General features: G+C 55.1%; 18 protein-coding genes. 2 read left to right on the forward strand and 16 right to left on the reverse strand.

Translation table 11 applies throughout. The features are described 5' to 3' along the window. The first annotated feature begins 55 nt into the window (after nt 1-55). On the forward strand, nt 56-964 hold the full coding sequence (locus M3G15_RS03625; protein WP_260070102.1) for a DMT family transporter: 909 nt from the start codon (nt 56-58) through the stop codon (nt 962-964). 383 nt (nt 965-1,347) lie between these two features. Continuing rightward, the gene (gene mscL, locus M3G15_RS03630) at nt 1,348-1,743 is read left to right on the forward strand and encodes a large conductance mechanosensitive channel protein MscL (protein ID WP_009223803.1); all 396 of its coding nucleotides are present in this window, start codon (nt 1,348-1,350) and stop codon (nt 1,741-1,743) included. Between the two features lie 63 nt (nt 1,744-1,806). Here the strand turns inward: mscL and M3G15_RS03635 are convergent, their stop codons facing one another. The 16 genes from M3G15_RS03635 to M3G15_RS03710 form a co-directional block, all read right to left on the reverse strand. Beyond that, nucleotides 1,807-2,841 (reverse strand): SPFH domain-containing protein, encoded by a 1,035-nt coding sequence (locus M3G15_RS03635; protein ID WP_260070103.1) that lies wholly within the window; start codon nt 2,839-2,841, stop codon nt 1,807-1,809. A gap of 21 nt (nt 2,842-2,862) precedes the next feature. Then, the gene (locus M3G15_RS03640; protein ID WP_085169381.1) at nt 2,863-3,666 is read right to left on the reverse strand and encodes a TPM domain-containing protein; all 804 of its coding nucleotides are present in this window, start codon (nt 3,664-3,666) and stop codon (nt 2,863-2,865) included. Beyond that, the gene (locus M3G15_RS03645; RefSeq protein ID WP_260070133.1) at nt 3,663-4,694 is read right to left on the reverse strand and encodes a TFIIB-type zinc ribbon-containing protein; all 1,032 of its coding nucleotides are present in this window, start codon (nt 4,692-4,694) and stop codon (nt 3,663-3,665) included. Before M3G15_RS03645 ends, M3G15_RS03640 begins: the two co-directional genes overlap by 4 nt. Before the next feature lie 40 nt (nt 4,695-4,734). Next, on the reverse strand, nt 4,735-5,424 hold the full coding sequence (locus M3G15_RS03650; RefSeq protein ID WP_260070104.1) for a PspA/IM30 family protein: 690 nt from the start codon (nt 5,422-5,424) through the stop codon (nt 4,735-4,737). 183 nt (nt 5,425-5,607) lie between these two features. Beyond that, nucleotides 5,608-5,757: a hypothetical protein gene (locus M3G15_RS03655; protein WP_009223798.1), complete on the reverse strand. Its 150-nt coding sequence runs from the start codon at nt 5,755-5,757 to the stop codon at nt 5,608-5,610. Between the two features lie 77 nt (nt 5,758-5,834). Continuing rightward, nucleotides 5,835-6,854 (reverse strand): PHP domain-containing protein, encoded by a 1,020-nt coding sequence (locus tag M3G15_RS03660; RefSeq protein ID WP_260070105.1) that lies wholly within the window; start codon nt 6,852-6,854, stop codon nt 5,835-5,837. A gap of 17 nt (nt 6,855-6,871) precedes the next feature. After that, a complete protein-coding gene (locus M3G15_RS03665) occupies nt 6,872-7,708 on the reverse strand; it encodes an alkaline phosphatase family protein (protein WP_009223796.1) in 837 nt (278 codons plus the stop codon). Between the two features lie 16 nt (nt 7,709-7,724). Beyond that, nucleotides 7,725-8,513: a DeoR/GlpR family DNA-binding transcription regulator gene (locus M3G15_RS03670; protein ID WP_260070106.1), complete on the reverse strand. Its 789-nt coding sequence runs from the start codon at nt 8,511-8,513 to the stop codon at nt 7,725-7,727. 5 nt (nt 8,514-8,518) lie between these two features. Continuing rightward, nucleotides 8,519-9,562, reverse strand: coding sequence for an ABC transporter ATP-binding protein (locus M3G15_RS03675; RefSeq protein ID WP_260070107.1), 1,044 nt, complete (start codon nt 9,560-9,562; stop codon nt 8,519-8,521). Next, nucleotides 9,559-10,368, reverse strand: coding sequence for an ABC transporter permease (locus M3G15_RS03680; RefSeq protein ID WP_260070108.1), 810 nt, complete (start codon nt 10,366-10,368; stop codon nt 9,559-9,561). The genes M3G15_RS03675 and M3G15_RS03680 overlap by 4 nt, the downstream gene beginning before the upstream one ends. Further along, a complete protein-coding gene (locus M3G15_RS03685) occupies nt 10,368-11,288 on the reverse strand; it encodes an ABC transporter permease (RefSeq protein WP_028538575.1) in 921 nt (306 codons plus the stop codon). Before M3G15_RS03685 ends, M3G15_RS03680 begins: the two co-directional genes overlap by 1 nt. A 95-nt stretch (nt 11,289-11,383) precedes the next feature. After that, nucleotides 11,384-12,520, reverse strand: coding sequence for an ABC transporter substrate-binding protein (locus tag M3G15_RS03690; protein ID WP_260070109.1), 1,137 nt, complete (start codon nt 12,518-12,520; stop codon nt 11,384-11,386). A gap of 442 nt (nt 12,521-12,962) precedes the next feature. Further along, nucleotides 12,963-13,904, reverse strand: coding sequence for a carbohydrate ABC transporter permease (locus M3G15_RS03695; RefSeq protein WP_232228317.1), 942 nt, complete (start codon nt 13,902-13,904; stop codon nt 12,963-12,965). 29 nt (nt 13,905-13,933) lie between these two features. Further along, a complete protein-coding gene (locus M3G15_RS03700; RefSeq protein ID WP_009223789.1) occupies nt 13,934-14,845 on the reverse strand; it encodes an ABC transporter permease in 912 nt (303 codons plus the stop codon). A gap of 15 nt (nt 14,846-14,860) precedes the next feature. After that, nucleotides 14,861-16,498, reverse strand: a complete 1,638-nt coding sequence (locus tag M3G15_RS03705) for an ABC transporter substrate-binding protein (RefSeq protein WP_260070110.1) — start codon at nt 16,496-16,498, stop codon at nt 14,861-14,863. A 309-nt stretch (nt 16,499-16,807) separates the two neighbouring features. Beyond that, nucleotides 16,808-19,114: an AraC family transcriptional regulator gene (locus tag M3G15_RS03710; protein WP_260070111.1), complete on the reverse strand. Its 2,307-nt coding sequence runs from the start codon at nt 19,112-19,114 to the stop codon at nt 16,808-16,810. Nucleotides 19,115-19,267: the final 153 nt, after the last annotated feature.

Genomic DNA, 19,267 nt, shown 5'->3' on the forward strand with positions numbered 1-19,267 from the left:
GCAGGCTGGTTTGTATAATCAGTAAGATTGTTATTTTCATGGAAGGAGCAAAGACATGTGGTTTCTATTTGCACTACTGACGTCTCTAGCTTGGGGGAGTGCCGATCTGTTCTATAAAAAAGGCAGCGACAGCCGGGACCCGTTCAGTCATCTGAAAATCGTCGTCATGGTGGGTCTGGTGATGGGGATTCACGGCACAGCTTATCTGTTGATCCAAGGGCTGTCCTTTGATCCGATCGATATGATTCGTTATTTGCCGGTATCGGCGCTGTACATCTTATCGATGGCGATCGGCTACTTCGGGCTCCGGTACATCGAGCTTTCCATCGCATCGCCGGTACAGAACTCGTCCGGGGCGGTGACAGCGATCCTGCTGTATCTGTTCTTCCCCCATGATCTCGGATGGATGGACATTACAGGGGTAGCGATCATTACCTTCGGCGTTGTAGGGCTGGCCATTCTGGAGAAGCAGGAAGAGCGAATGGCTCTGAAATCCGGGACTGAGAACCTTAACGCCAAATATCAAATCGGCGTGATGGCGATCACCTTTCCGCTGCTGTACTGTCTGCTTGACGGCTTAGGCACGTTTGCCGACGGCATTTATCTGGACGAGCTGAAGCTGATTGGGGAAGATGCTGCACTTCTGGCTTACGAGTTCACGTTTTTCCTGTGTGCTGCGGTGGTCTATATCTACTTGGTTGCGGTCAAAAAACAGCGGTTCAACCTCTGGAGAGAACGCGTCAAAGGCGTTGCCGCGATCTTCGAGACGGCCGGCCAGTTCTTCTACGTATTCGCTATGGCCAGCAACGCCATCGTGGCGGCTCCGCTGATCGCTTCGTACAGCGTCTTCTCGGTGATTTTATCCCGCCTGTTCCTTAAAGAACGGCTCAGCCGGCTGCAATATGCAGTCATCGTACTCGTGCTGGCGGGGATCGCCTTGCTTGGCTTGGCGGACGAGCTGTAGGGTGAGGCGCGGGACTCGGCAAGGCGAGCATCGGGCCGAGTGAGGGGCCGAGTGAGGGGCCGCGTAACGAGTTGGCCGCAGTAGCTATTGCTGTAACTGCTTGCCTTAACACGTAACGGACCGTAATGACCTTATTCGCACATTTCCCGGGTATTTCCCAGTGTAACGGACTTCACGGGCCTTATTCGGCTTGGAGAGCTGCAATTCACGGTGACTACCCTGAAATAACGTCATCTCTGTCCGTTACGTTCCAGAAGTCCCCGATGGCTCCCTATTAACGTCTCTAGTGTCCGTTAGAACACCCTGCCTTCCCTCCTATGGACTAGCACCGGTTCGCTTATGGTATACTGCTAATAATATGCCAAAAAGAGAGGTACTCCGTCATGTGGAAAGAATTCAAAGCCTTTGCGCTCAAAGGGAACGTGCTGGATCTAGCCATCGGGGTCATTATCGGTGCCGCCTTCGGGAATATCGTGACTTCCCTGGTCAACGACATGCTGATGCCGGTTATCGGGTTACTGGTAGGCGGTATTAACTTGAAAGAGTTACAGTTTCAATACGGAGACACGGTGTTGAAATACGGAGCTTTCCTGCAAACCGTCATCGATTTCTTTATTGTCTCCTTCTCCATCTTCCTCTTCGTCAAGGGTATCAACAAACTGAGACGCAAAGAGAAAGAGGAGCCCAAGTCCGAAGCGCCGCCCGCCCCTTCCAAAGAAGAGGTGCTGCTGGCCGAAATCCGTGATTTGTTAAAGCAAAGAGCGTTGGAGGAGAAGTGACTCCTTTGAAGCCAAAAACCCGCCCGAGCCGTTTATGCTTAGGCGGGTTTTCTCGTATGACGCCTACACCAGCTTATGTCCGCAATTTGGACAGAAATTTGCGCCTTCGTTCTTCGTCCCGCAGTTAGGACAGAAGTTCGGCCGCTTCGCGCCGCCTTCCGCTGAGGAAGGCGCTGCAGGTTGCGACGGTTGGCTCGCCCCCGAGTTTTGCGACTGGGACTGCGGCTGCGGATGATCTTTCCCCTGACCCGGTTCCGGATTCAGGTTTTTCATCATTTCCTTGGCCAGGTTCATCCCCATCATCATCCCCGCCATATCCGAAGCGGCCCCGCCGCCTTGCACCTTGCCTGAGGCGATGCCGTCCGTCATGCTGACCTGCTGGTATTTCGCTAAATTGCCGATCATTTCATGCGACGCCGTCTTCGTGATCATCTCCTGAATTTCCTTCGGATAACTGAAGCTCATCACCTGGAAGCCTGTGATGGCCAATCCGTCGTCCATGACCTGCATATCGAGGTCTTCCCGAATGCCTCGTGCGATCTCCGCGGCGTTGGCCTGCAGATTAAACATATCTTTGCCTTCCCGGCTAATCCACTTCATCAGCAGTTGATCGAGCACGGAGGTGATCCGAAGCTTGACGTCCTCCACCAAATAGCTTTGCTTGACCCCTGCAATCTTATCGATTAAGGTCACATAGTCGTTGACCTTGAAGTTAAACGTGCCGTTCGCACGAATCGGCATTCCGCCGGGGAGCTGCGGCGTAGGGATTAACACCGGATTTTGCGTGCCCCACCGGACGGTAAACTCCTTCGTATTGACGAACAACACCTCAACCCGCATCCCGCTGTTGAAGCCGAACTTAAACCCCTTCAGCGTGGACAGGAACGGCACGATCTCCGAGGCAATGTTATATTCGCCTTCCTCCTTAAAAATCCCCTCGATTTTCCCGTTATTCATAAAAATCGCGTCCTGCCCCGAGCGGATGATCAGCTTACTCCCTTTTTTAATTTCACGGTTGCTCCATTTCCAGAAAATCATGTCGTCCCGGAATTCTTCCCATTCCACGACATTGGCAAATTGGCTCTTAAAAAAACTCATCAGCTCTTCCTGCCCCTTCCTTTAAAATGATCCTCGGCTTCCGCTATGGGAGTGTCCGCCGCTGGTTGTACCGCCGCCGCCACCTCCACTGCTGCCACCGCCGCCGCTGTTGCTGCTCTCAATCTTCGTCTTCGTTACCGTCGTATGCAGATAATTGTCTTGTCGCCAAATGACGCCGGAATTGGCCGAATCCTCATAGGTACGACCGCTCACCGTGATCCGACCGCCGCTTCGGAACGCCATCATGAAGACGACCCCCGCCCCGATCACCAGTGCAATCACAAGCTGAATGCCGGTGTTGAACAGCGGGTTATCCGGATTCACCCCCGGCCGAAACTCCGCGTACCGGTAGGCCGTGCGTATGTATTCTGCAAACGCACCGTGATAATCGCCTGCGGACAGCATCGGGGTAATCTTGTTGCGGATTTTGTCCAAACGGCTGTCGTCCAGGTATTTCTCCCCTTTATAGAACCCTGCCAGATATAGATCCCGGTTCAGCATATCCAGCGTCAAAATCACGGCGTTGCCATGCGGTTTGTCGTAACCCGGAGCCCGTTCATCGTAGAAATCCTCCGTCAGCTTCACAACATCCTCGCCTTCAGGATTGTCCGTGGTATAGATGATGATGTCGAGCTCTCTTTTGGGCCCATATTCATTCGCCAACGCGTTTAGGTCTTCAATTTCTCCCGGAGAGAGAAGTTCGGCCTCGTCATAAATCAGCTGCTTATTCGCAAGCGGCGATTCAGCCTGAGCCGTTAACGGGGTCAGCATATTTAGCATGATCAAGAGCAGCAACGAGTACACCACGACCCATCGCTTGTTCATAAGAATACGCCTCCCCACAGCCAGGCCAATATTTTAAGTCCAACAAAAGAGAGGGCCGAAACGCCGGCAAACCATGCCGCCATTTTCCCTTTGCTTAGCGGCGGCTTTCCGACCACTTTGCCTGTTTGGCCGTTCATCGCGAACGTGTACTGCTTCCCCTTGTAGTTGTAATAGACCATCCAGACCGGAAGCAGCACATAATTCGCTCGTTTGACCGTCGTGTCGATCTGTTTGTCCACGTAGCTTACCGTCGTGTATTCGGAAACGGTTGAAGAAATATAGGATTCGATATAAGGCATCGTTTTTTCCCGAGCTCTCGGGGTAAGCTGCTCGCTGGTATAGTTGTATTTTTCAGCAATGTATCCCGCAAGATATGGCGTCTTAAACGTCTTTAATTGGTCGTAGGGAAAAGGCTCCAGCTTATCCATCAGCTCATCGTCCATCTTCGCCGAGGCATCGATCGGCAGCCGGACATAATTCAGCCGAATTCTCCGGTAAAACTCGTAATGATCGGTTTCGGTATATTGATAATCGCCTCGGCGATAGCTTCTTACCTTCGTTCCTCGGCCGCGAACATCGATATTGTTCAGCAAATCGTACAGCCAGAACGGCACGTACATTCCGGTAATCCCCTGGATGCGGTTCGCGGTCATGAAGCCGCGGGGCGTAAGCAGCCCTTTTCGGCACCATTTCTTGAAAGCCGCCATCGCTTCTTCCTTGCTGATCGCAAAAGGGATCACCTGCTGCGGCGCCAGCTTCCCGGTCAGGCGATCGCTAAGCACCACAGCGGAACCGCAAAAGCTGCACGTCGTTGCGCTGGTTTCCGGCTCCGTTACGATGACCGCCCCGCAGCTTTCGCAGTGGTATTCCCGAACCTCGTCCTCCATGAACACCTGTTGCTTCAATGGGTCGGGAAGTTGCTCGATGTTGTCCTTGCGACCGCAGCTTGGACAGGACAGCATACCTGTTGTGCTGTCAAACGTCATGCCGCTGCCGCAGCTCGGACATTTATATTCAATGACCGGCAAATCGTTCACCTCAATCCATCCAAAATCAAGTTCAGGTAGCTCATTTATTTAATTTCGCCTTGAGCGCCGCTAGTTCATCTTCAGGAGTCGATGCTGTTGCTTCCTCCGGCTTCGCTCCCGCAGCATTGCTCTTCTCCAGCTCCGCGAAGATAGCGTCCAGATCGTCTTCCTGCGATCCCGCCCGAAGCTCCGCCAAAGCCATCGCTTCATTCAACGCTTGATCGGCCTTCGCCTCCAGCTCGCGAAGCGCCGCTTCTGTTCCCCCAGCAGCCTGGGCCTTGTTCAACGCAGCGGCCTCTGCCAGCTTGCTCTTAAGCGTCGCTCGCCGCGCTTCCAGCTTCTGCAGATCGGAGACCAGCTTCTCCTCCATCTGCTTCATCTGGGCGGCCTGATTCGCTGCTTGCTCATAGGCCGTCTGCAGCTCCTGCAGCCGTTCCGCCTGCTTCGCCTTCCGCTCCAGGAATTTTAGCGCGGCAGATTCATCGCCCGATTCCACCGCTTTCTCCGCATACCGCTGCAGCTTCCGGACTTCCTCGGCGCATTCGTCCAGCGCGCGCTTCGCCCGGTCTTCCGCCGCCTGAACCGCAGCTGACTCCGCCTTGACCTGCCCTAAATCCAGCCGTAATTGACGCAGGTATTCATCCACCGTCGCCGCCGGATCCTGCGAACCCTCCAGCATGGCGGAAAGATTCGACCGCATCACATCTTTAAATCTCGACAACATCCCCACTTCCCGTCCCTCCTTCAGTTGGTCACTTACTTAATAATACATCAGATCCAACCGATTGGTTTCATTGCGGTACCAAAGGCAGGGCAAAATAAAAACGCCCCTAAGGGCGTTATCCCGTACAAGTGTTATCGCAGACCGCATGAACCATGGGATCAACCGATCCTCAAATTCGCAAATGGCGTTCTAGTGATTTGGCTGCTCTTTTTTCTCGGAATATGCGATCAAATTGACCTTCTCTCCGATGGACTGCTCGATTTTTTCTTCCAGCTTCCGAATCTCCTGAACTAACGACTCCCGGCCTTCAAGATCCGTGAATACGTAATCTTGCTGCATGATGCACGCTCCTCCCTGTTTTTTAGGTAACTTGCGCGGAAAAGCGTGGTTCTATGCAGGCGAGGTTGGCAAGCCCCCTACTTGGCCGCTGTGTGATTTGCGAAGATCGGCACCATCCGCCGCTTCCCGTCTCGAAACACTGCCAGCTCCTTGTATCCCTGATCGATCGCATCGGCCAAGGCCGTATCAAGCAGCGTACCGATATCGTCCGGAAAATGAGCGTCCGAGGATAACGTCAGCGGGACCCCGTAATGGGCTAATACGGACAGGAACAATGGGCTTGGGCAACTCTCCGCGATAGGATAGCGGTATGCGAGACCGGTATTGATCTCCGTAGCTACGCCGCTTCGCGCCATTTCCTTGGCGATGCTCCGGTAATACGGCAGCAGCTTCTTCTCATCGGCCGGCCGGAACCCAAACACCTTCAAGTTATCCGGGTGCGCGATGATGTGAAACAACCCTGAGACGCAGGCCTGCCGCAGCAATTCATAATAATCTGCGTACGTTTGCACGGGGTCCCGGCCGTCGAAGCCTGTCTTGGCCTCCGGATTGTCGAACCCCCAGCCTTCCAGGAAATGCACCGAGCCAATCACGTAATCCCAATCATAACCCGCCAAAATTTCGCCCAACTCCGCTTCGCCGCCGGGGAAGAAATCCGCCTCGATGCCAAGCGCGAGATCGGGCCGCGTCTTCTTCGCTTCCGTCACAAAGTCAACGAAATCCTGGATGGAAGCTACGCACACCTGATCCAACCAGGCCCGTTGCAGCTTGCCAACCCGGCTGTCGTCCAGCAGCATGTGTTTTTCGTAATATGGCCGACACTCCCGGAACCGGTATAAATGATCAACGACGCCAAACTCCTGAATTCCGCGTTCGCGTCCCCGGATCAAGTAGCGATCCAACCACTCTTCGCTATAACATCCCTTCTCCATCCGCCGGGACAACAGCTTTGTCATTTCCTCGGCATATTCGATCGTATGATGCCCCAAGGCCGGATCCGGCCCCGGCTCGGTCGCCGCCAACCCTTGCAGTGTACGCGAAAGCCAGCGCAAGGAATACGGACCTTCCTCCAGATGAAAATGCATATCAACCTTCACCCGCAAACTCCTCCTGTCTACTCCCATTTCACCATGGCCTCGGAAGGCTCGATTCCTAGATAATGGCACATCAGCGGAGCCAAGTAGAGCTGTGACAGCCCCTGATCGCCCTGGAGCTTCGGCGAAGGAATCGGCAGCTCACCAAACACATACAGCGGAACGTTGCGCTCCTCCGGCTGAGTGCCGCCGTGTTGCCCCATCGCGTTCATCCCGTGATCGGATGTGACGATAATCTCATACCCTTGCGATCTCCACAGCGGTACCAGCGTAGCCAGAATCCCATCCACCGTCCGGACGGCGCCCTCATACTGCTTGCTTTCCCCGCCGTGCTTATGCCCCATATCGTCGATGTTCATCGAATGGATATACAGGAAGTTGGGGTCGTACGTTGTGCGCAAATGCTCCGCATCAAGGAACAGATGGCTGTCCGGATAGTGATCCTCGAAATAAAAAATCCCATGCTGTATCGGCTGCTTCTCGTCATGCTGATGCCGGTCGGTCACCGGGTTAAACGGCGCACGGTTGTACAGCTCGCTAACCCAGTGGTACGCAGCGGCAGCCGTTCGTAATCCCGCGGTGATGGCAAGGTGAAACACGCTTTGCTCCCGGCTTAGCCTGCTGATATGGTTCGCCGTAATGCCGTTTCGGGCCACCGGCGTACCGGTCAGCAGCACTTCATAGAGCGGGCGTGATAGGCTCGGAAGCTGCGACTGCACTTGATAGCAGGCCGCCTCCCCTTGCTCTACAAGATGCTCCATATACCCGAGATACTTGCGGGCCGCATCATATCTTAATCCATCCAGCACAACCACAACGAGCTTCTTGGCTTCTGCTTCTGCCTTTGCGAATGACATCCATCTCTCTCTCCCTTCAGTTAGTGGCCTCGATCCATTGAATGCGATGGCCGCGCAGCTTCTGCAGCCATTCCTTCGGGGCGGCAACGTCGCTGACAATGGCGTGTACTTGGCTCAGCGGCGCGATCTCCACGAATGCTTCCTTGCCCAGCTTTGACGCATCAGCCAGCACAATCGTACGGGATGCCGCCTCGATCATCCGGCGCGACATGCCCGTTTCATCGACGTCATAATCGCTGATCCCCCGCTCCAAGGATATCCCGCCAATGGAGATAAACGCCTTGTCGACCCGGAATTGCGACAGAATGTGCTCGCCAATTGTCCCCGATAACGACTGCTGCTCCGGATTTAATTCCCCGCCGACCACAAAAATCTTCCCGGAAAACCTCCCGCCATTCAGCGACTCCATCAGGTGATACGCCACCGCCAGCGAGTTCGTCAGGATCGTCAGCCGCTCCCGGCCGGCGATCGCCTTGGCCATCTCCAGCGTTGTCGTCCCGATGTCGATGGCGATGGTGTCCCCAGATTCGATCAGCTCGGCAGCAGCGCGGCCGATCCGCTCCTTCTCCTCCGCCTTGTCCTTCTGGCGCTGCAAATACGGCGGCTCGTAGCTGGTCAATTTGGGGAGGACCGCACCGCCGTAGACTCTTTTAGCCAAACCTTCCTTCTCCAGCAGGATCAAATCGCGGCGCACGGTCTCCTCCGATACGGTAAAACGATGCGACAGCTCCGGGACCTTCACCTGTCCCTCCTGCTTCAACTGCTCCATAATGACGCGCTTGCGCTCCTCAGATGAAATTGACAACTTGCCTAAGCCCCTTCCTTCTCTAGCTGCAGCAATTGCGCGTGATCCATAACGAGGGTGACAGGGCGGTTCTCCTCGAACCGCCGAGAGCGTCCATCGTTCAGCACATCCACCGTCAGGCAGATGCCGGCGGCATCGATGGCGTAACGAATAACGTTGCCGAGGATCGATGCCGAGTGAACGTTGCCCTCCACGATGGGCTTGCCCGCATGGGCCGGGTCAGCCGCTGGCTCCGGTCCAATAAGCGAGAGCGCCTCCGGCCGGATGGCGTAACTCTCCGCATCGCCGGGCACCGTGCCGAATAGCCGTAACGCTTCGGCCCGCGTCAGCACGTTATAGCTGCCCATGAACCGCGCAACGAACTCCGTTGCGGGCTTGGCATACAACTCCTCCGGGGTCCCTTGCTGTATGATATTCCCCTGGTTCATCAGGCAGACCCGGTCGGACAAGGTTAACGCTTCTTCCTGATCGTGCGTGACGAAGATCGTGGTCATGTTGAATTGCTTCTGAATCTCGCGGATTTCTGTGCGCAGATTTTTGCGAATTTTCGCATCAAGCGCGCTGAGCGGCTCATCCAACAGCAGCACCTTCGGACGGACGGCCAGGGAACGGGCGAGCGCTACGCGCTGCTGCTGTCCCCCCGACAGCTGTGCGGGATAAGCGTCCCGCTTATCGGTCAAATCGATGAGCTCGAGCAGTTCGCTGGATCTCTGGCGGCGTGCTTCCTTGGCCATGCCGCGCATCCGCATGCCGTATTCGATATTTTCGCGGACCGTCAAATTCGGGAACAAGGCGTACGATTGGAACACCATGCCGATCTCCCGACTGCGGGGAGGCAGGTTGACGATGTCCTTATCGTCCAGCCAGATCTGCCCTTCGTCGATCTCCGTCAGGCCGGCGATGCAGCGCAAGAGCGTGCTTTTTCCGCAACCCGAAGGCCCGAGCAGCGTAACCAGCTCCCCTTCGCGGATATCTAAATTCACACGATTCAGCACCGCCGCCGATCCGAACTGCTTACGGATCCCTTCCAGCTTCAGATATGGCTTCATTCCGAAATCCCCCTGTTTACTTTTTTGCCGAGCTTCATCAAGACCATGGACAACGCCAGAATAAACAAAAAATACGAAATCGCAATCGCGCTGGCCAAATGCCCGCTTTCATTCATCCGCCGCGACAAATACACCTGGATCGTCTGAATATGACCGCCCACCAGCATGTTCGTCATGACAAACTCCCCAAAGAGGACGGAAAAAGACAGCAGCGTCGACGTCACCACCCCCGGCCAGATGTTTGGCAAAATCACGGTCACAAACGCCTTTATGCGGCCGGCGCCCAGCATCTCCGCGGCATTCAGCAGCTCTGGTGCCGATACGGTGAGCAGGCTGTTGCGGATACCCTGATACATATAAGGCAGGACGATGACGAAATACGCGCCGATCAAAATATAAGCGGTCCCCGAAATATTCATCGGGCCGGAGGAATACGCTCGGATCAGCCCCACTGCGGCAACGACGCCGGGCACAGCATAAGGAAGCACGACAATTCCCTTCATGAAGCTCTCCATCCGGGGCAAATAGACGGTGATAATGAACACTGCCGGCAGCATGATGGCTAGGCTAAGCACGATGCTGATCGCGCAGAGGTACAGCGACTTCCATAACGCATCCAGAAAACGCGCATCCTGAAACATCTCACCAAACCATTCCAGCGTCCAGCTTTCCGGCAGAAGGGTTGCTTGCCACTCTTTCGCAAACGCGTAGATCATCGTTGCCAGCAAGGGAAGCAGCAAGTAAATCATGAGCAGCAGCATCAGGGTTCTCGGTGCCCACCCTGCTTTTTTGCTTGGGGTCTGCATCACAATTCCTCCTTCAGCGCAGGCGACTTCAGCTTTGGCCATTTCCGATGGTTGCGTGCCTTCTGTTCCGCCGAGCCGGGTTGGAACCGGTGCAGCCGCTGAGTCATCTTGTGGTTCAGGTACACCGCCAATAGCGTCGACAGGCCTAGGATTACTGCCAGCGCATTCCCCAGCTGCGGCTCGGTTACAACGTCACCGGAAACCAGGTTGCCAATCCGTACGGCGAGCAGGTTGAAGTTACTTCCGACGAGGGCATAAGCAGTCGCGTAAGCACCCATGGCATTCGCGAATAAAATCCCCAGCGTACCGAACACGGCTGGCAGCAGTACCGGAATCCCGATCGTTCTCCAAAACTGCCAAGGACTTGCGCCCAGCAGCGATGCCGCCTCTTTCCATTGCTCACGAATGCCGTAAAACGAAGGGTACAGCAGCAATAAAGCCAGGGGAACCTGGAAATAGACATACACCAGCACCAGCCCCGACCAGCTGTATAAGTTAAAACCGGCAAGCACGTCCCAGCCCCACTGCTTAAAGAGCAAAGTAAATACCCCGTTACTCCCCAGCAGAATAATGTACGCGAAGGCGAGCGGTACGCCGGCGAAATTCGATGTCATATTGGACACCATGATCAGACGGTCCCGCATCCTCGGTGCAAATCGCGTCACCGCGTAAGCGCAGGCCAATCCAACGGCAATCCCGATCACGCTTGAAAAGACCGAAATCAGCAAGCTGTTCTGAATCGCTTTGAGATAATACTCGCTTTGAAAAATTCGGGTGTAATACCCCAACGTCATTCCGGCGCCGTCCTCCAGGCTGACGCTTCCCGTAATCATCGACACGATTGGCACCAGCTGGAACAGGGCCACCATGACGACGAAAGGAACGAGCCCAAGCAAATACCGGCGATTTTTCCGCTTCACGCCACTCCCTCCTTGTTAAAAAAAGGGGCGCCTCCCGTCCAAGACGTTTGACGCACCCTTTCAAATGGTTGAACACGGGCCCGTGATTTGCCCGATTAGTTCATATGAACGAGCACGCGCTCCTGCCACAGCTGCGGCAGCTTCTTCGCCGTTTCTTCCCAGGCCTTGTAGTCGCTGACCGGTTTCACATTGGCATAGGCCTCAGCCGGCAGCAGCTTGGCAGCAACGTCTTCCGGAAGCTGCACGCTATCGCGGATCGGACGGGCATAGCCCCTCGCCAGGTTGATTTGGCCGGCATCGCTCAAGATGTATTCCCGCGTCAGCTTGGCGGCATTCGGATGCGGCGCGTATTTGTTGATGATCGTGGCGTATCCGCTGACCACGCTGCCTTCCTTCGGAATCGCCACGTTAAACTTGTCCGCACCGCCCAGTTGATCGCGGTAGTTCAGGGCATTGAAGTCCCAGAACAGGGTCACTTGTACTTCGCCCTTTTCGATGTTGGCCAGCGAAGCTTCCGCACTGGACAAGCGGCCTTTTTTCGCCAAGTCTTCGAAGTAAGCAATCCCCGGCTCGATGTTTGTCTCGTCCCCGCCGTAGGCGATGGCGGCCGCCAGCACGGCCATTTGCGCTTGCGCAGCTTTGGTCACATCGCCAACGATGATTTTGTAGTCGTCGTTCTTCAGGTCTTCCCAGCTTTGCGGCGGATTTTTGACCAGGTCCGTGTTCGTGAAGAATGCGATGGAACCTTGGTAACCTACGACCCAGTGGCCGTCCTTGTCCTTGGCCCAATCCGGGATTTCGTCCCAGTACGAGGTTTTGTACGGTTGAGTTACGCCCTTATCCACCGCAACCGGACCAAATGCGATACCGACGTCACCGATGTCCGCGGTCGGCTTATCCTTCTCCGCTTCGAATTTGGCGATCTCTTCGGCGCTCGACATATCCGTATCCGTGTGATCCAACGAATACTTCGTTTTCAGATCCGACCACGTATCTTTCCAGTTCGCCCATGTGTCCGGCATGCCAACGCTCACGACGGAACCTTCTTCTTTGGCCCTCGCTTCCAGATCGGCCAGCGAGAGCTCTTCCGCCTGCGCCGCCCCGCTTGTATCCGTTGCAGTTGCGTTACTCCCGTTGCCTCCGTTGCCCCCTGCACCACAAGCGGCCAGCATCAATACAAACAAGGATAAAACCAGACCCAGCGCTAACTGCCTCTTTAATCCGAATTTCATGGTTTCTATGCACTCCCTGTGGATTATTGTGGGTTCGCTATGTATTTCTGTTGATTTCGACCCAAGAAGAGTATAGGTTTTGACTGTTTACGCTGGATTAATGGAGATGGCGAAGTTTATTAAAATCATCATAATCATGCACATTGTCACCCCAGGCGGAAATAAGAGACTTTTATGGCCTTATTTCACCTTTTGGTCCCTTTTTGCGTTGAATAAGGGAATTTTGTGGCCTTATTTTCCTGAACTCCCGTCAAACTCACCTCTTCACCGCCCATTTTTCAAAGATAAGGGTAAAAATGTCCGCTATTTCAAGCCAAACTCTATCTTTGGAGCGAATAAGGCCCTTTTTTACCTTTATTACTTACGGCACGCTCATGCAAAAAAAGCCCGGAAGGCCTCCGCCCCCGGGCTTGCAAATCGTAATCTCACGGCAACCCGCCGCTCACCCCTTGATCGAACCGATCATCACGCCTTTCTCGAAGTATTTTTGAATGAACGGATAAATCACGAGGATCGGCAGCGTGGACACGATGATAACGCCATATTTGATCTGGTCGGCATACCTTTGCGCGTAACCGCCGGCGTCGCCGCCCGTGCCGGCCCCGTTCGCGAACACCTGGTTGGACAGCAGGATGTCCCGCAGGACCATTTGCAGCGGCTGAAGGTCGTTGTCCCGGATGTAGATCAGCGCGGTGAAGAAGTCGTTCCAATGCCCGACGAGGTAATACAAGCCGATCACGGACACCAGCGCCTTCGACAGCGGCAGCGCCACTTTCACGAAAAAGGTGAAATGCGAGCACCCGTCCATCACTGCCGCCTCGTGCAGTTCCTGCGGCAACGAGGTTTCGAAGAACGTGCGCGCGATGATCAGGTAGAACACGTTCACACAAAACGGCACGATGAATACCCAGACCGTATTGGTCAGATGCAGGTCTTTCATCAGCAGGTACGTCGGGATCAGTCCCCCATTGAAGAACATCGTGACCACGAACAGGAACATGATCACCCGTCTCGCCTTGAATTCCTTGCGGGACAGCACGTAAGCTGCCGGCAGCGTGAACAGAAGGTTGACCAGCGTGCCGAAAAAGGTGTAAAACAGCGTGTTCCGGTACCCCGTCCAAATTCGCCCGTCCTGAAAAATCTCGCGGTAGCCGAATAAGCTGACGTTTTTCGGTAAGAACAGTACCTTGCCCGTCGAGACGAGCGTCGAGTCGCTGAACGAAGCGATGACGATGAAATACAGCGGATAAGCAATCAACAGAAAAATGACGGTACAGACCAGTCCGAGCACGATTTTAAACACCAACTCCCCGCCGCCCGACCGCGCTCCGGCAGTTCTCACCGCAGGCCCCTTGCCCCCGATTTGCGTTCCGATTTGGCCCATGCCTGTCGTCTCCTCCTTTCCTTCCGATTTTAGAACAGGCTGTTATGGGAGGCCCGTTTCGAAATCGCGTTCATGGCAAACAGGAACACGAAGTTAATCAGCGTATTGAACAAGCCGATGGCCGAAGCTAGGCTGAACTGGTTGGACACGATCCCGATTTTGTACACGTAGGTGGCAATGACTTCTGAAACTGGGAGGTTGAGCGCGTTTTGCATCAGGAAAATCTTCTCAAATCCGGTGCTGAGAATGTTCCCCATGCTGAGAATGAATAAAATGATGATCGTTGGCACGAGCGCCGGCAAGTCAACAAAGCGAACTGTCTGCCACCGGGTGGCGCCATCGATTTTGGCCGCGTCGTAGAGCTGGGGATCGACCGTAGACAAGGCAGCCAGGTAAATGATGCTGTTCCAGCCGCAGTGCTGCCAAATGTCCGAAAGCACATAAACCGGGATGAAAGTCTCGGTGGATGCCAGCAGATTAATATGTCCGAGCCCCAGATATTTGAACATATAGCCGACCACCCCGGTTTCGGGGGACAGCAGCACATTCAGCATGCCGACCAGCACGATCACCGAGATAAAATGCGGCAGATACACCGTCGTTTGCATGAGCTGCTTCATTTTTTTGCGCCGGATCTGGTTCAAAATGAGCGCCAGTACGATCGGAGCCGGGAAGCCGAGCACGATGCTCGCCAGGCTAATCAGAAACGTGTTCCGCATCAGGTCGGTGAACAGATAGCTGTCGATAAACTGCTGAAAGTAGGCCAGTCCCCGCCACTCGCCCCCGGTCAGCCCTTTGCTGAAATCGTAGTCGCGGAAAGCGAGCTGGATTCCGTACATCGGGATATAGTTAAAGATGAGGATAACGGCGATCGCGGGCAGGATCATGATCCATAATTGATAATCGCGTACGAGGGCCTGCAGCCCTTTGCGAACCTGCATGCAACATCGGCCCCCTTACTTTTTGCTCTTGTATTCCTCGTAGTATTTCTGCATGATCTCCAGATTCTGCGTGATCCCGGCCTTCTGGGCTTCCTTCACGTACGCGTCCCATTCCGCCTCGACGCCGCCTTTGGTGACCCACTTGGCAAAATTAGCGTTGGCGAGGTTCATGATGTTAGTATTATTGAGGCTTAACGTGTTGTTGTCCATCGTAGAGTATTTGATAAACATCGCCGGGAAAATATCGTTCTCCTGGTCCACCTGCAGCGCTTCCTTGAGCGGTTCCGATTGGCCAAGCACCTCTTGCATATCTTTGCCAAGGGTCAGCTTCATATCGTCCGAGATATAAAAAGCGCCGTTGTCCGCCATGGTCGACGTCCATTTCCACGTACCCGGGTCCATCTTGGCATCGGCCGGCGGCAGTACGCTATACGAACCATCCCCGTTGTCCTGGATATTCGGGCCGATCGAGCCGAACAACACCTGGATGCCGACCTTGGGGTCGTACAGCTCGTTGATGAAGCGCATGGCGGCTTCCTTGTTTTTCGCTTTGGCCGACATGACGATGTGGTTCACGCCGTAGTTCAGGTTGTAGTAATCGTACATCCAGGAGGGCTTTACGGTGTCCGCGGCCGATACTTTCAGCGGGGCCATGGACGTGTATTGCGGAGCGAGTTGCTCACCGAACCGGTCCGACGCCACCCAGCCCCAGGTAAAGCCGACCTTGGCCGTATCTCCTTCCCCGCGGGCGACGGATTGGTATTTCGTGTAATCGTGAGTGAACACTTCCCGGTTGATTAACCCGGCCTTGTACAGCTTGCTCAGGAAGGCAACCATCTGTTTATACCGGTCATCGATCAGGTAATTCTTCACCTGACCGTCCTCGACGAAGTAGCCTTCCGCGTTCCCGTCGGACAAGGTCATCCCCGTGCTGCCAAGCAGTACGGCCGGGTTGAAGTAGCCGCCGATCCCACCCGGCCAATCCATCGGGATTTCGTCGTTCGGGTCGCCGTTTCCGTTCGCGTCCTTCTCCTTGAACGCCACAAGCACGTCATACAGCTCATCCCAGTTCGTCGGCATCTGAAGCCCCAGATGATCCAGCCACTTCTGGTTGATGTATTGTCTGGTGGACGCGGCCGGCCAAAACCGCTGATACTTCGGCAAACCGTAGATTTTGCCGTCGGGTTGAGTAGCGATCAGCCGGGTCTCCGGCTTGGCCTCGAACATGGCCTGCACGTTCGGGGCCTGATCCAGCATCGTGGACAGGTCTTGGAACAACCCCTGGAACTGAGCGAAATCCGCGTCGGTGATTACGTTCGGCCCGATGAACAGATCTGGGATATCCCCGCTCGCCAGCATCGTTCCTTTCTTCTGCCCCCAATCAGCCGTGATCTCCTGCCATTCAATGTCCACGCCGGCCTTGTCCTCCACCTGTTGCAGCCACTCCATTTCGGCGAGCGGCTTGGTTAATGGGTGCTTTGTCATGATCGCCGTCAGCTTCACCTTCTCCCCGGTGGTGTTCCCGGGCGTACCGGCTGCGCCATCCGGCGAACTCGAGGTATTGCCGGCATTGCCTCCTCCCGAGCCGCATCCGGCCAGCAGCATCACCACGACCAACACGGATGACATGAAAACGATTACTTTTTTTCGCATTCCCTTTCCCCCCAAATTAGATTTGAGCGGCGGCCGTGTACGAAAGCGTTCACATTTCTTCGCGGATTCCGTCTACGATGGCTGCCGCCGTCTTTGCCTTGCCTGGCCAATCCAGGCACCATAGACTTTAACGGGCAATGCCAAGCTGCGTAAACGGGCGGTTTTGGACCAATTTTCATTTTTTGAAAGCGATTACTTTAGGGTCATCAGCCAGACTGCGGGACCGGGCTTTTCAACCCGATTCAAATTTTGTAAATATTCAAAAAACGCCGATCTGGCTCCAGTTCAAAAAGAAATAGATACGAATGCTTAGCCTTTGTGGGTTTGCCGATATTGGCCAGGGGTGGTGCCCAGAATCTTCTTGAAGGAGCGGATAAAGCTGGAGAGGTTGGTATATCCGCACTGGGCAGCAATTGCCTCCAGGGTCTCTTCGCTTTCCCGTAATAAACGTGCAGCTTGCCGGATGCGCAGCCGGTCGAGCGTCTCCTTGAAGTTCTGGCCTACCGTTTTCTTGAAATAATGGCTGAAGTTAGACGCCGACATGCTGAAATAGTCAGCCATTAGCTGCAGGGAACAATTCGGGTCCGTGCCCATCTCTTCAAGTGCTGCGAGCAATTCCTCCCGGGAAGCCATACGGCTTTGGGGCACCGTCTCACGGATCATCTCGCACAGCTTGTCCCCGCTCTCCCGCAAGATTCCGGCCATTTGCTCCAGCGTGTAGCGGGGCCCAAACGCGGCGTCGGTCAGGCGCAGCAGACTCTGGTCGTCCTGACGGAACCGCTGAAGCCCGTTGAAGATCACGCTTGCCGTGTTCAAGTACACGCTGCGCAGCATGTGCGGCGACATCCCGTTGCCGCTAAGGTAACCGGCGAGCCGTTCAATCAGGGATTCCACCTGGGCAGCTTCGTTTTTCAGAATAGCCAGCTCCAGGGATTGCAGCAGCTCGGCGAAATAGGATACCGTCCCGGCTGACGGCGTTTCGAACTCGTCGTAGCATAGCAAGGCGCTGTCGCCGCGAAGCCTCAGTTGCTCCGCTGTGCGCTGCGCTTGCAAATAGGAAACATGCGCGGCCTGGGGATTCCGCCCTTCGCCAGGACGACCGATGCCGATAATGGCCCGGCCTCCTCCGGCGCCATCATCTTCAACTTCGTCCGCCTGCCGCTGAAGTTCCTCTTGCAGCCGCGCCAAATGCGCTTTGAGTGCAAAATTCGCGCCATGGGCGCAGACCAGCACGATTTCGTGGTGATAGATGCTTTTGAAAAAATACCCCTTCACGCCTGCGGGAAACCGCTCTTCTTCGCTTCGGCAAGCGCCCCAAATCCGCTCCGCCGCTTCCGTCCCGGCTTCGCAGGAAATAACGGCCACCGTAAGGAGCGGCCCGTCCAGGCCGATCCCAACCTTTGCCGCCTCCTTCGCGAACGGCTCCCAAGCGAGGAAGTGTCCGTTCACCAGCTCGAGCAGCAGGTTGTCCCGCATCAAGGGAAGCGTCCCCTTCACTTCCTCGTCCAGCCGGCTGTTGGCGGCGGATAAGCCGCTAAGCGTATAGCGGAGCGTCTCGAGCTCGTTCATCGGCTTTTGCTCCTGCGGCTCGAACAAGCCGGTGGCAAACTCCACCAGCCGTTTGATCGGGTGGTAATTGTTGCGGATCGAGACGTAAATCACGATAACCTCCAGCAGGAGGATGAAGCCGACCAGCAGCGCGGTTTTCAACTGGATCGCGCGCAAATCCTGCAGCGATTCCGTTAGCGGAAGCAGGCTGACGTATTTCCAGCCGTTTTTGTCCGAAACCGCATAGGAGACGATATACGTTGTGCCGTTGATTTGGTGGATGCCGGAGACGGGATCGCCGCCGTTCTCCCGCTCCATTCGCTCCACCAGACTCGGCAGATCGTCCGAGCTCCGGTACAGCGAACCGTTTGAAGCGACCAACGGCTGGCCCTGCCCGTCGAGGATAAAAAAGTCTCCGAGATAGTGCTCGGACACCGATCGCATCATGCGTAGAATCGTATCCTCCCGAACCAGGATCATCACCACGCCGGGGGAATGGGACCCGCCGACCGGCAACGGCTGCAGAAAGGTCAGCATCCGCACCCGGTTGTTGCCGGGAATGACGATCTCCTCCACCGGCCGGACGAGAGGCGCGTCCAACGTGTTCAACGTCTCCTTCATATAGGCGGGTTGCCAATCCTCATAGGTGAAGCCGATCCCGGGAGTGGCCATATCCTCCAAACTGTATGCGCTTCCAGTTTTGGAGAATAACATGCCGATGTTTCGCACATAGAGCAGGGTGTTGTAAATGAAGGCATCGGTGGCGTTGTATTTTTTCATTTCATTCGCAATTAGCACTCGCTGGTAATCGCTCTCCTCCGCCTGGTACAGCCGGAACTCCCGATTCTGCGCCAGCTCGAACGGCAGATTGTACACATATCGCGTGAACGTGTCCATCGACGTCATGAACTGCTCCGTGATATGAGCGTTCCAATCCATTTCCTTCGCTCTCACCGCCGTCGCCGACTGCGGATAATAATAGAACAAAATGATCAGCACCGGAAACAGCAGCACAAGCCAATAGGAAATCAACAGCTTGGTCAGCAGATTGATCTTGTTCTTCCCCAAGCAGATCACCTTCCTTTCCGTCCTTGTCCACACCAAAGTTACTTTAAGCATACGGGATCGGTGCCGAAATGAGAACGTCCTTTGTGCTCGATATGGACAGGAATGCAGGGTTGGCGCGAGAAATGGGAATAAAGAACAGAAAACAAAAATAAG

This window comes from Paenibacillus sp. p3-SID1389 (genome assembly GCF_025151705.1).
Taxonomy (GTDB): domain Bacteria; phylum Bacillota; class Bacilli; order Paenibacillales; family Paenibacillaceae; genus Fontibacillus; species Fontibacillus phoenicis.